The 11,450-nt window shown below is 68.9% G+C and carries 14 protein-coding genes and 1 pseudogene; 5 read left to right on the top strand and 10 right to left on the bottom strand.

Annotated features, from left to right (window positions below):
* The first annotated feature begins 228 nt into the window (after window positions 1-228).
* Window positions 229-426, top strand: coding sequence for an integrase (locus tag QF037_RS50355; protein ID WP_307038362.1), 198 nt, complete (start codon window positions 229-231; stop codon window positions 424-426).
* A gap of 73 nt (window positions 427-499) precedes the next feature.
* Here the strand turns inward: QF037_RS50355 and QF037_RS50350 are convergent, their stop codons facing one another.
* Window positions 500-1,120, bottom strand: a complete 621-nt coding sequence (locus QF037_RS50350) for a TetR/AcrR family transcriptional regulator (protein ID WP_307038361.1) — start codon at window positions 1,118-1,120, stop codon at window positions 500-502.
* A gap of 105 nt (window positions 1,121-1,225) precedes the next feature.
* Here QF037_RS50350 and QF037_RS50345 point away from each other — a divergent pair, with 105 nt between their 5' ends.
* The 4 genes and pseudogenes from QF037_RS50345 to QF037_RS50330 all read left to right on the top strand — a co-directional run.
* Window positions 1,226-2,623, top strand: a complete 1,398-nt coding sequence (locus QF037_RS50345; protein ID WP_307038360.1) for an MFS transporter — start codon at window positions 1,226-1,228, stop codon at window positions 2,621-2,623.
* Between the two features lie 127 nt (window positions 2,624-2,750).
* Window positions 2,751-3,278 (top strand): aspartate carbamoyltransferase, encoded by a 528-nt coding sequence (locus tag QF037_RS50340; RefSeq protein WP_307038359.1) that lies wholly within the window; start codon window positions 2,751-2,753, stop codon window positions 3,276-3,278.
* Between the two features lie 26 nt (window positions 3,279-3,304).
* A complete protein-coding gene (locus QF037_RS50335; protein WP_307038358.1) occupies window positions 3,305-3,766 on the top strand; it encodes a GNAT family N-acetyltransferase in 462 nt (153 codons plus the stop codon).
* Window positions 3,767-4,144: 378 nt separating this feature from the next.
* Window positions 4,145-4,264: pseudogene (locus QF037_RS50330) on the top strand (IS21-like element helper ATPase IstB); the annotation flags it as partial.
* Window positions 4,265-4,272: 8 nt separating this feature from the next.
* Here the strand turns inward: QF037_RS50330 and QF037_RS50325 are convergent.
* From QF037_RS50325 to QF037_RS50285, 9 genes are all read right to left on the bottom strand, one after another.
* Entirely contained in the window at window positions 4,273-4,887 is a 615-nt protein-coding gene (locus QF037_RS50325; RefSeq protein WP_307038357.1) for a maleylpyruvate isomerase N-terminal domain-containing protein, read from the bottom strand.
* 228 nt (window positions 4,888-5,115) lie between these two features.
* The gene (locus tag QF037_RS50320) at window positions 5,116-5,592 is read right to left on the bottom strand and encodes a hypothetical protein (protein ID WP_307038356.1); all 477 of its coding nucleotides are present in this window, start codon (window positions 5,590-5,592) and stop codon (window positions 5,116-5,118) included.
* A gap of 342 nt (window positions 5,593-5,934) precedes the next feature.
* Complete coding sequence (locus QF037_RS50315) at window positions 5,935-6,402, bottom strand: hypothetical protein (protein ID WP_307038355.1); 468 nt, start codon at window positions 6,400-6,402, stop codon at window positions 5,935-5,937.
* On the bottom strand, window positions 6,395-6,883 hold the full coding sequence (locus QF037_RS50310; RefSeq protein WP_307038354.1) for a hypothetical protein: 489 nt from the start codon (window positions 6,881-6,883) through the stop codon (window positions 6,395-6,397). The genes QF037_RS50315 and QF037_RS50310 overlap by 8 nt, the downstream gene beginning before the upstream one ends.
* Before the next feature lie 253 nt (window positions 6,884-7,136).
* Window positions 7,137-8,021: a DUF932 domain-containing protein gene (locus QF037_RS50305; protein ID WP_307038353.1), complete on the bottom strand. Its 885-nt coding sequence runs from the start codon at window positions 8,019-8,021 to the stop codon at window positions 7,137-7,139.
* An 88-nt stretch (window positions 8,022-8,109) separates the two neighbouring features.
* The gene (locus QF037_RS50300; protein ID WP_307038352.1) at window positions 8,110-8,310 is read right to left on the bottom strand and encodes a hypothetical protein; all 201 of its coding nucleotides are present in this window, start codon (window positions 8,308-8,310) and stop codon (window positions 8,110-8,112) included.
* A 274-nt stretch (window positions 8,311-8,584) separates the two neighbouring features.
* A complete protein-coding gene (locus tag QF037_RS50295) occupies window positions 8,585-8,950 on the bottom strand; it encodes a hypothetical protein (protein WP_307038351.1) in 366 nt (121 codons plus the stop codon).
* Between the two features lie 66 nt (window positions 8,951-9,016).
* Complete coding sequence (locus QF037_RS50290; RefSeq protein WP_307038350.1) at window positions 9,017-9,388, bottom strand: hypothetical protein; 372 nt, start codon at window positions 9,386-9,388, stop codon at window positions 9,017-9,019.
* A 959-nt stretch (window positions 9,389-10,347) separates the two neighbouring features.
* Window positions 10,348-10,854: a hypothetical protein gene (locus QF037_RS50285; RefSeq protein ID WP_307038349.1), complete on the bottom strand. Its 507-nt coding sequence runs from the start codon at window positions 10,852-10,854 to the stop codon at window positions 10,348-10,350.
* Window positions 10,855-11,450 lie beyond the last annotated feature (596 nt).

The raw sequence follows: 11,450 nt of genomic DNA, 5'->3' as shown, positions 1-11,450 counted from the left end.
TCGCGTCGTCGGCATGCCTCCCTCGGTCGCGGCGGCACTGTCCGTGTACTTCATGGACTACCCCGCGGTGGAGGTCGAGCTGCCGTGGGGCGGCCCCGAGACCGGCCGAGAGACGAAGAAGTTTCCGCTCGTCATCACCACGACGTACGGCAACGCCCTGCCGCCGGCGTCATCCCCGAGCGGAAGAAGGGCGAGCGGTGGAAGGCGTCTCGCAAGGACGGCTTCCACGTGCTCCGGCACACATACGCCTCGGTCATCCTCGAAGCGGGGGAGTCCGTCGTCACCCTGGCTCGCTGGCTGGGCCACTCGAGCCCGACCATTGCCTTGGACTACTACGCCCACTTCATGCCCGAGGCCGGCGGCAAGGGACGCGGGGCGATCGATGACCTCCTCGGCCGACCTGCTGCCGTCGTCGTGGCGGCGTAGACGGGGCAGATCACCGTACGGGCCGAACTGGCTTCACCAGCACCACTCCGGACCGTGGCTTCTTCGGCACGGGTTACGGGCCGACTCCGCCGCCCATCTCGGGTACCGGTGTGCCGGGGGGTGTGAAGGCGGCGATCACGGTGGCGGTGATGTGGTCGGCGGCGCGGTCGGAGGTGAGGCGGCCGGCGCGGATCTCCTCCGCCGCGCTGTGCATGACCGCGTGCAGGACGCTGACCATCCAGGCGTTCGACAGGTCCGTACGGAAGGCTCCCTCGGCGCGGCCGTGGGCGACGAGTGCCTCGACGCGGGCGGCGGGGCCGGCGTGCAGTTCGCGGATGCGTCCGGCGGAGAGTTCCCGTTGGGCGGCGGTGAGCAACGCCCGGGCCTGGTCCACGAGGTGCCAGCCGGCCTCGATGTAGCGGGACAGGGCGAGCAGCGGATCACCGGTCAAATCGACGGTGTCCAGCACCTCGTTGCCCCGGTCGATGGCGCGGCTCATCGCGGCATCGACGACCTCCGCGCGGGAGGTGAAGTGCGCATACATCGTCACTCTGCCCACGCCCGCGGCCCGGGCGATCTCGCTCAGGCTCGCCTCCGGGTTCTGTCCGAGGCATTCGGTCGCGGCCTGCACGATCGCCTCGATGCTGCGCAGAGCGTCGGCACGTTTGGTGGCCGAGGAGTTCTTGCTGCCCATGCGCCCACACTACCGCAGTAAGTCGTACAGGGCTGTTTGGCTTATACCCCCCGGGACGTATAACCTGAACACTGCTGTACGACTTAGTGATGAGGGGTGAGCGTCATGAGCGACACGGAAACCACCACCACCCGCGCACTGGATGCACCGCATCCGCTGCGCTGGCCGATCCTGGGACTACTGGGGCTGGCTCAGCTGATGCTGATCCTCGACATCACCGTGGTCGCGATCGCGCTGCCTGAGATGGGCGCCGAACTGGACCTGGGTCGCGCGGCGTTGACGTGGGTGGTCAGCGGATACGCCCTCACGTTCGGAAGCCTCATGCTGCTCGGTGGCCGGGCCGCGGACCTGTTCGGTCCCAAGCGGGTCGTCCTGACCGGGCTCGCCGTGTTCACCGCTGCCTCTTTGGCCGCCGGACTCGCTACCGGCGCCCCGCTGCTGCTCGCGGCACGCATTGCTCAGGGGGCGGGTGCCGCGCTGCTCTCGCCCGCCGCCTTGTCGGTGGTGGTGCGGCTGTTCGACGGCGACGAGCGGAACCGTGCGCTGGGCGTCTGGTCGGCGCTCGGCGGCGGGGGCGCCGCACTCGGCGTACTGCTGGGCGGGCTGATAACGGCAGGTCCGGGCTGGGCCTGGGTCTTCTTCGTCAACGTTCCCGTCGGCCTGGGCGTCCTCGTCTCGCTCGCCCGGATCCTGCCGAGTCTGCCCCGAGCGGGCACCGGCTCCCTCGACATACCCGGCGCCGCTCTGGTCGCCGCTGCGACCGGTGCCCTCATTTACGCCCTGATTCGTGTCGGTGACCACGGCTGGCTGAACTTCGTCACGGTGGCTCTGGTCCTCGGCTCGGTAGTCGGCTACGCGGCTTTCGCTCTCTGGCAACGCCGGGCGGCGGCACCGCTGATGGACCTGGGTCTGCTGGGTCGGCGGCCGGTCGTGGCGGGTACCTTCGTGATCGCTGTGACGACGGCGCTGATGGTGGGGGCCTTCTTCCTCGGCTCCTTCTACCTGCAGAACCTGCAGGGCCACGGGGCCTTGATGACCGGAGCGCTGTTCCTGCCGGTGGCGCTGCTGACCATGGCCGCCGCCGCGGCCGCAGGCCGGGTGATCGGCCGACTGGGAGCACGGCTGCTGGCTGTGGTCTCGCTCGCTGTCGCGGCCGCCGGGTTCCTCGTTCCGGTGCTCTGGTCCGGCACCACCGCGATGGTCACCGGTGTGAGCGTTGCCGCGGCAGGACTGGGCGCCTTGTTCGTCGTCGCCTCCGCCACCGCGCTCGCCACCGTCGCTGCCCACGAGGCCGGAGTGACCTCAGGCATCGTCAGCACCTTCCACGAGTTTGGCGCCTCGGTCGGCGCCGCGGCAGTCTCCAGCGCCGCCGCCACGAGCATCGCCGCCCACACCGGAGTCCAGAGCGCCTCCGGCTTCGATGACGCGTTCCTCGTCGCCACCGGCACGGCCGCGGTCTCCGCCGTCATCGTCCTGTGGCTGATTCCCGCCACGCGCCAGTGAGCCCAGGTGCGCCGCCGCAGCCGACCACTCGGCCTATGCGCTCTGCCGGCCGACGCATCACAGCGCGAACCCACCCACAACAGCGCGGGCGTCCCTCACGCCTGCGAAGCACCCACGGAGGCAATGCATGAATCACCGCAAGCGCCGGCTACTCACGGCCGGTATCACCGCGGTAGGCGTTGGCGCGGCACTGGGCATAGCCCTCCTGATCAGCAGCACGCAGCAAGAGGACGGCAACGGGCAAACCAGCCGACAGGAAACGGTCGCCGAACGCGGCCGGACCGTGATGCCCTTCGACCTCGAAGCGACCACCCACCACTTCACCCCGACTAAGACGGGCGGCGTCCAGGACGTTGTCGCCGACCAACCCGACGACGCCACGCAGGTCAACCTCATACGCACCCACCTCCAGCAGGAGGCCAAAGCGTTCAGCCAGGGAGACTTCGGCGACCCCGCCCAGATCCACGGCGACAGCATGCCGGGTCTGGCGGAACTGGAAGACGGCTACAAACGCATCGAGGTGCGCTACCGGGAACGTGCCGACGGCGCCACGCTGACCTACACCACCGAAGAGCCCGTCCTGGTCGACGCCCTGCACGATTGGTTCGAAGCACAGCTCAGCGACCACGGCGACCACGCGGAATCCGGTCACTGACCAGTGAGCCGAGCGCATGATGGGAAGTGGACGGCTTGAGCGACCCGTACGAGTTGAGCGCGGGAGTGCCCTCAGTCGAGGACTTCCGCCGCCTGCGCACCGATGCCGGCCTCTCGGACAAGGACCCGGAAGCGGTGGCGCTCGCCCTGCCCAACACCTGGCACGGCGTGGTGCTCCACCACGCAGGCGAGCCTATAGGCATGGGCCGGATCATCGGCGACGGCGGTACCGCGTTCCAGATCGTCGACATCTGCGTTCACCCCGCACATCAGGGCCGCGGCCTCGGCAAGCGCATCATGGCCGCGCTCACCGAGGAACTGGAACGCCGGGCGCCCGCCACCGCCTACGTCTCCCTGATCGCGGACGGCCCAGCCCGCTTCCTCTACGAGAAGTTCGGCTTCGCCGACACGGCCACGCACGACTCGATCGGCATGTACCGCGTGCTGGGTGCAAGTTCTTGGTCCAGCGGGGTTCGAGCGGAGCCGTAGACGGGGCTTGGTCCATCGGAACGCGCCTGGGCGTGGTTGGCGCGCTCGCGCTTCTCGGCGGCCGCGTTAACGCAGTAGGGGGCCCACCACTGCAAGCCCCTGATCGTCTGGGTCAGCGAGTCGGGGCGGTCGGCCAGCAGCAGGACCGGATGCGGGCAGAGGGTGAGCCACTGTAGGGCGGTCTGTCATGCGGCTTCGGCGGCCTTCCGCGCGGTGAGGGTGGTACGGGCTTCGCGCTCTAGGCGGACGGCCTCGGCTTGGTGGTAGGAGACGGACCAGGTCAGGAAGTGCAGCAGAGCGGGGGTGTCGCGCTGGCGGGTGGTTATGTGCGTGGCTGTGGGAGCCGTTTCGATGTGATTGTGGGAGTCACCATCTGACCGAGTTTGCGCGGTCATCGGCGACCGCCTGACCTTCAACGGCGCCATCATCCAGACCGGCACCGAGTCCTACCGCCTTGCCCACACCAAAGCCCGGGCCGAACGGGTCGAAGCGAGCTGACGCAACGTTCAGAACACGTTGATCGCAGCCGGTGCCCGTTCCGCGCGAGTCAAGGCGCGCAGCACCGCCACTTGGCCGTGACGCCGGACGGCAAGCCCGGTCAACAGCGCAACAACGGGATCGAGGGCAGAGCCTGGAAGTTCCGGAGCGCCGAGGCCCACACTGACCGCCAGGTCGTCCATATGCACAGCGAGCTCGACCATCCGGGTCACGAGGAAATCGTCCAGGCTCAGCGCCCACCCTGTCTGCGGCATGAACACCACCCAGTCGCCATGCACCTTCTCAAGGCCGGTTCGCTGCTGGTCGAGCACGGCATGGGCCCGCTCGACCAGCCGCCGCACGCCTTCGGACGAGATGTCTTCACCCTTGGCTCGAATCCCGGAGCTGATCTCGTCGTCGAGCGGCGCGTCGATCCACACTGCCCGCGCATAGTGTTCCGACACAGGGATGGGTTCGTGCTCAGAGGCAGGCTCCTCCAGCGCCGGATCCACGCTGAAGATCTGATACGCGAGGTGGCCTGCCAGACCACCGACAGTCCACTGCGCCAACGCGCTGGGCTTCTCCCACGAGGCCGCCACTTCCGGTGCGTCCAGCAACGCTACGGCCTGCGCGGCGGTCCCCAAGTAAGCGTTCCTCAGACTCACAAGCCCCCCAAGATCCGTCCGGATCCCAACACTACGCAGTACCGCCGAGGGAGGAGGCCCGATGCCGCTCGACCGTCCACGCGGCGCACGCACTGCGAGAGGACACAACGGCTCAAATACCTCGCATTGCGATACGTGAGCGTGCTGAGTGACATCAAGAGGCACTGACATTGATCAAGCCGGCACCTCCCTGGGTGACTCCCGACGTCACCAACAAACGACTCCCGAAGAAGCCGGCACAGCCAGGCGGGAGGCCTCGAGGATCGCGGGCAGGTCGGCACGCTGCGCGACGTGCTCCGCGCAGCCGCGCAGGACGGCGGTGAGTACCGCGGCCGTCTTCTGCGATGGCGGGTGGGCAGCGGCGGACGTCATCGGGGACAGCGACTCTGCGGGGCGGGCGGCGTAGCGGTAGAGGGTGAGGCTGCCGCGGTAGCCGGTGCGGCTGCGGGCGAGCCTGGGGAGGTCCTGGTCGGGGGCGGTGGTCGTGTAGGCGTTCACGGGTCCGAGGCAGGCGCGTACGGCGGTGAACTGGTCCCAGTGGTGGGGGTCGGTGCTGCCGGTGACGTGCACGCTGCCGCGCATCGCCCCGCCAAGCTCGAACACGACGGCGTCGTCCTGGCGGGGGCCGGCGGTGGCGTGCACGGGGCCGGCGGGCGTGTCGATGGTCAGGCTCGGGCTGGTCATGGGCTGCGACTCCTCGGGACTCGACTGGATGGGCTGGGGGGTGTGCCGCCCCGCGCTCGCCGAAGGGGGAGGTGCGGGCGCGGGGCGGCAGTCGGCCAGTGGTGCGCTGGCCGGGGCGGGGCCGTCCACGCCCCGCACCGGGGGAGGGGCGTGGACGCGTCTGCGGGGCTACTCCTTGGGCGGCTTGTGTCGGCGGAGGTTGCCCCGGTCGGTCAGGCTGGGACGGCGGCCACAGGGACAGTTCGCGTAGCGGCGGCCGTGCATCGTGACGAACTTCCCAGGTGCCGGGTACCGGCTTGGTGTTGGTGCAGTAGCCGTCCGGCGTGATGGCGGGCTTGTCGCTCATGAGTGGTCCTTCGCGGTTCCGTGGGGGCGGTGCAGTACGGGGGCGTGACAGACCACGACGGGGGCGGCGTCGTCTGCGGGCAGGGACGTGACGGTCTGGTGGAGTTCGGCTGTGTCCATGGGGTGCAGCCGTCCGGCCCGTACCTCCCACCCGCACGTGCGTATGCCTGCGTCGGTGGTCGTGGCGACCAGGACGGCGTCATGCACGGTGCTGTTCTCCAGGGCGAACGTCAGGAGTACGAAGAACTGCACGTACTCGTCGGCGGAGTGCTCCACGCGCGAGGTACCTGGCTCGACGGTCACGTACAGGTCGGCGTTCATCTCGGTGCCGTCCGTCCGCTCGGCGTTGATGTGCAATTCGTGGCTTCCTTCGCCGAGGGCTGGGAACAACGCGGTCAGCGCGTGCAGGGCGCGGCCCATGGCCAACGCCGTGGCGGCGTTGTCGGGCTGTGGGAGCTCAGGCATGCGGGGCCTCCTCGTCGGAGTCGGGGAGCTGGGGGAGAGCGGGGGCGGGGTAGACCGCGCGCTCTACGGCGGCCACGTCGGGGCACGGAATGACGGCGGCCTGGAGGGCGTCTGTGTCCAGGGGGTGCAGCCATCCGTCACGCACGGACCAGCCGCACGCGCGGGGGTTGGGCTCGGCGGCCGTGGTGGCGATCAGGACTGCGCTGCGCATGGTGCTGCCCTCCAGCGCGAAGACGAGCAGCATGCGCAGGGCGCAGAACGCGTCTTCGTCCAGGACGGCCAGGCGCAGCGGCTCCATGCCGATGGAGAGATCGGTACGGCCGGTGACGAACGTGTGGTCGGTCCGCTGGGCCACGAGGTTCAGGGTGTGCTCACCGTCTCCGAGTGCCTGGAAGACGGCGGACAGGGCGGTGAGCGTGCGGCTCATGGCGGCCGCGATGGCGTTGTCTCCGGGGTGGGCGAGCTCCGGGCGTGCAAACATGAGAACTCCTCACGGGGCGGGGCGGTGGGTGGTGGGCCTCAAAGGCCGGCGGCCGCGCTGCGCCCAGGGCGCAACGGATGTTCTGGCGCGCGGTCGGCTCCGCCGACGCGTCGCGCGGGCTGCTCCGCGGCAGGGGGCGGGGCGGGAGCGCTCCGCGCTCCCTGCGGGGCTTGGTCGCGTGCTCCGCGCTCTCGGATTGGTCGGGCCCGTGCGGGCCCGGCTGGGGGAGTTGCCCGGCCCGCACGGGGGTCTGTCAGCCGTGCGCGGCGGCGGCCGTGAGGGCCGGAATCGCGAGCGCTTCCAGGGCGGCAGCCTCGTCGGCGTCGGTGAGGGTCTGCGCGGTCGACGTGACGGCCTGCATCACGCCCCCGGCCGTCATCTGACCGCCCCGGATGAAGTGGGAAAGGATGCGGTCCTTCGTCTCGTTGCCGATGCTGAGCGACTTGGTGACGTGCTCGATGGTCTTCGTCGGCTCGTCCAGCGTCTTCCCGGCGGCAGCCTCCATCGCGTGCACCTTCGCCTCGACGTACTCCCGTGACAGGAAGGTGCGCACGGCGTCGGTGGTCTTGGAAGTGATCAGCTCCAGCGTCTTGCGCTGGGTCTGGCCGGACCAGGACACAACGCCCTCGTCCTGCCTGCCTCCGAGGTGCACGGCGCGCATGACGTCCTTCGTCTCGGTCAGACCGTTGCGGCAGACCTGGATGACCGCGCGCGGGGTGATGGTGTACGCCCCCGCGCCGACCTCGCTGTTGGTGATGACGAACCCGGCCGAGATCATCGGGAGTTCGTCACCGCTGCGGCCGTCGAACGGGGAGCGGTAGCCGCGCAGCAGGTTGCGGGCCTGGATCGCTACCGCTTCGGACTCGACGCGCACGTACATGCGCCGGTCGGTGAGGTCGCACCCCGTGATCCGGGTGGGGTGCCCGGACTGCTCCACCCCGTCGAGGGCGGCGAGCAGCATGTCGAGGTTGTCCATCAGCTTGTAGCTGTCGGACAGCAGCGCGCGGGCCACGCCCTCGCCGGGCATGCCGGGGCCGTTCTCGCCCCGGAACGCACGGAGCATGAAACGGCGCTCCGGCTCCTGCCGCATCCACGCGTTGACGTTCTCGTCCAGCAGCGGGACGTTTTCCGCGCGCATGCGGCGCAGGTAGGCCAGCGGATGCGGAGCTTGTCCGAGATTCCCTCGTCGGCCACGACGGTGGGGCGGTAGATGCCGTCGACGACCGTCACACCGCTGGTCGTGATCTGGGACTCGACTCCTTCGACGTGCACGTTCCCTCGTGCATCCGTAGCGCGGACGCGGGGGCGATGACGTCCAGCTTCCGGCGCTGCCCGTCCTCCAGGATGCGGACCAGATCGGACAGGTCGGCGTTGCGGGCACCGGTGGGGGCTACGTTCGTAGCGCGCTCGGCGAACTGCTGAGTCATGCGGTTTCCCCTTCGCTGTTGGTCTCTGCGGGCCGGGGGACGGAGCCACCACCCCCGAACAACGTCAATAATAGTGTTTGTCAGGGGTGAGTAAACCCACCCCTGACCTGCACACTTACACCAGCGGCGCGCGGAAATCCGGAAGCGGCGTCAGACTCTGCCGCCGTACGCGCGTGACAGCGGACACCGGAACGCCGCCGATCACCTCGCACAGGTCGTAGCGGACGCTGTGAGCCGCCCCGACCGGTCCGGCCTGCGCCGTGATCGCCTGCACTTAGTAGACGCCGTGACGCCGCGTCACGCTGCCGTGATACCTGACCTTCTGCCACAGCACCGGCCCGCACTGATTCGCCAGCCGCTCGGACAACAGCAGGTCGACGAACGCGCGGTCAACCGTCTCCCGGTCGACCGGCACGTCAGCCATGGCCGGGCCGGTGTGACCGGTGCGCACACCCATCGCCCAACCCAACTCGAAGAACGACCGGACTACATCCAGCTGCTCGTGTGACACCCGCATGGCGTCCGGGTCCCGTTCGCTGCACGCCAACTCCCGCAGCGCGTAACGAGCCTGCTCCTTTTCGGCGTCCGTGAGCGGCGCTCCGATTTCCCGGGCCTGCTCTGGAATCCGCGTGTTCTCCATGGCGTCCCTTCTCCTTTTCGGTGATGCCGGGGAGGGGGCTCCTCAACCGGGGTGCCCCCGTGCGGACTACTTCAGGAACCCGTTCGACCGGAGGAAATCGGCCGCCATGTACGCAACTCCATGGGGCTTGTAGATCTGCGGGAATCGCCGTAACTCAACTTCCATGCGCCCCGCCTTGTCCGGGTCGATGAACTCCTGAACCAGACGGTAAGGCTCCTCACCCGTCGGCATTTCCAGGACGACCGGACCAGCGGCCTTGGTCTCGAACCGAATTCCGGTGTAATTCCGGTCGGAGTTGTGCACGACCTTCACCCCTGCCCGCGCGCACAGCAGCGGCAACAGGTTCGCGATCGTGCGGGCACGAATCGCACGCTCGGTCATGGGAGCGTCCGCGCCGCGCACCCCGCGCACGATCCCGTCACTGATCGTCAGTTCCACGTCTTTCCCCTTCGTCGGTCCTTGCGGTTCCCGGGGGTCGCCTCCCCCAGGACTTCAAATAATAGTGTGTGTACCGTTCGGATGGAACCCCTGTTGCGCTGGGAGTTGCGCTGGAGGTTGCGCCAGGGTGTTGCGCTGGAGGTTGCGCCAGGGTGTTGCGCTGGAGGTTGCGCAGCCTCCTGGAACATCTCCGCGTCACCCCTGGTCACCCCAACAATCAGGCTTGGTACGCCTGCTGACATCCCCCTCTGCACACCCCCACGCACCCCAGACGAGACAAGGAGAAGGGAAAGGGAAGGGCGGGGACGGGTACGGGAGCACATCGGAGGATCGGGGCGCCGTCCTCCTCTGCTTGCGCGTCGGCGGGGCCTCCGCGCTCGGGTGCCGGACACAGCCGACGCAGCAGACGAGTGCGGGGAGCGGGGCGCAGCGCGCGGCCGGCACCCAGCGCGATCAAAAGGCACGCACCAACCCTGCGCCGCGAAGACATCACCTACGATAGAAGAGCTTCTTGGAGAGAAGCGCTGCTGGCGGGGAGTTCCGGTATGGTTTTGCCGACCCGCCGGATCTGCCGTTCCCCGCCAGCAGGCAAATCGCAGCAACATAATGGGGCGCAGCGAAATGCGGTCACTCTAAAAGCGCCGCCCATTTCTGCCCTGCTCTTCGGAATTCTTTTGCGCGCGGTCTGCTCCGCAGACGCGACGCGCCGCCGCTACGCGGCGGACACCCCGGGCCGCTCCGCGCCCGGACGAGAGCAGCGGTGGCATCGCTACGCGATGCACGACGGAGGGGCGGCCCGCTGATGCGGGCCGCCCCTCCGTCGTCTGTCTACGACGCTCCGCGTCGCGGGTGGGGGTGCCGGGGTCCCTTGGCCAGCACCCCACCCGCCCTGCCCCGCCCGGCGGGTGCACGGGGCAGGGTGCGGGCCAGGTCGCCATCCCAGCCCGCCCCAGGGGCAGCTACAGAACGGTGTAGGCGATGGGCGGGTAGACCGCCTCACCCTCACCCTCGTCCTCGTCGCTGCCGTGCAGCCCGAAAGCGTCCACGAACACGGCCGGTTCACGGTCGCCGATCAGCTCGGCCGCCTCGGACGCGGTGCACTCGCTGAGCGTGCAGTAGGCCAGATGCCAGGCCCGGATGACGGGCGCGCCCTCCGCGCCCTGCGCGGGCGACCGCAGAAACAGCGTGCCGTACGACAGCGGCTGCGCCAGCCCGACCATCAGCAGAAACGCCATGTTCTCCAGGTACTTCTCCTCGGCGCCCACCAGATCCTCCGGGCCGCCCTCACCCTCCACGCTCAGCGGGAGCGCCGCGCACAGCGGCTTCTCCTGGCCGTCCATGGTCACGCCCAGCCGCACCACATGCTCGCCCGGCGCCAACTGGCCCATCAGACGGGCCAGCACCGCGTAGGCCTCCTCACGGGCCTCCGCAATCCGGGTCGGAGAAATCGGCTTCAGCTTCGCCATTGCACTACCCCTTCACTTACTTGGAGAGAATTCCCGCCCGGTGAGGTTGCCGCCTCACCGAACGCAGTAATTCTATTACGGCCCCAGGCCCATCGGAATAGAGCGAGCGGAACAAGCAGGGGCGGAATTAGGACAGTTACTGTTCGTGACTCTCAAGCGGGTTCGGAGGGCATCCGAAGTAAACCCAGAATGCAGCCGATACGTGAAATGACGCACCGCACAAGGAGGCTGAGTCAACGTCAAATACCAGACCCTGAAGCAGGAGGGAGAGGGGGGTACCGCTTAGTCCCAGAACTCATCTAGTCCCAACTTTGACGCACAGTCCGATGCCGCGAGGACTGTGCCCCTCTCCCCAACTCCCCAGGAGGCGCCCCCTCTTGTAGCCAGCCGCTCTTTCTGGCAGGCCCGGAGGGCACTGCCGAGGTCTCGTACTAGGACTGCGGAGCAGGCCGGTACGAGACGCATCTGACCGGAGGCCAGATGCCCGGATCACGGAGTGATCCGGCAGGCGGAACGGAGTTCCGCCCCTCCCGGGCGAAGCCCGGGGACCCGCCGCGTAGCGGCGGCGCGTCGTGTCTGCGGAGCAGACCGCGCGC

It is taken from the genome of Streptomyces canus, assembly GCF_030815415.1.
Taxonomy (GTDB): domain Bacteria; phylum Actinomycetota; class Actinomycetes; order Streptomycetales; family Streptomycetaceae; genus Streptomyces; species Streptomyces canus_F.
The sequence above is the reverse complement of the archived record's forward strand: the minus strand, read 5'-3'. Positions and strand labels throughout refer to the sequence as shown.

Coding starts and splice junctions, on each gene's coding strand:
- QF037_RS50350 (WP_307038361.1), bottom strand. CDS start 1,120: ATGGGCAGCAAGAACTCCTCGGCCACCAAACGTGCCGACGCTCTGCGC.
- QF037_RS50300 (WP_307038352.1), bottom strand. CDS start 8,310: ATGACTCAGCAGTTCGCCGAGCGCGCTACGAACGTAGCCCCCACCGGT.
- QF037_RS50310 (WP_307038354.1), bottom strand. CDS start 6,883: ATGTTTGCACGCCCGGAGCTCGCCCACCCCGGAGACAACGCCATCGCG.
- QF037_RS50285 (WP_307038349.1), bottom strand. CDS start 10,854: ATGGCGAAGCTGAAGCCGATTTCTCCGACCCGGATTGCGGAGGCCCGT.
- QF037_RS50320 (WP_307038356.1), bottom strand. CDS start 5,592: ATGACCAGCCCGAGCCTGACCATCGACACGCCCGCCGGCCCCGTGCAC.
- QF037_RS50305 (WP_307038353.1), bottom strand. CDS start 8,021: ATGCGCGCGGAAAACGTCCCGCTGCTGGACGAGAACGTCAACGCGTGG.
- QF037_RS50345 (WP_307038360.1), top strand. CDS start 1,226: ATGAGCGACACGGAAACCACCACCACCCGCGCACTGGATGCACCGCAT.
- QF037_RS50295 (WP_307038351.1), bottom strand. CDS start 8,950: ATGGAGAACACGCGGATTCCAGAGCAGGCCCGGGAAATCGGAGCGCCG.
- QF037_RS50340 (WP_307038359.1), top strand. CDS start 2,751: ATGAATCACCGCAAGCGCCGGCTACTCACGGCCGGTATCACCGCGGTA.
- QF037_RS50315 (WP_307038355.1), bottom strand. CDS start 6,402: ATGCCTGAGCTCCCACAGCCCGACAACGCCGCCACGGCGTTGGCCATG.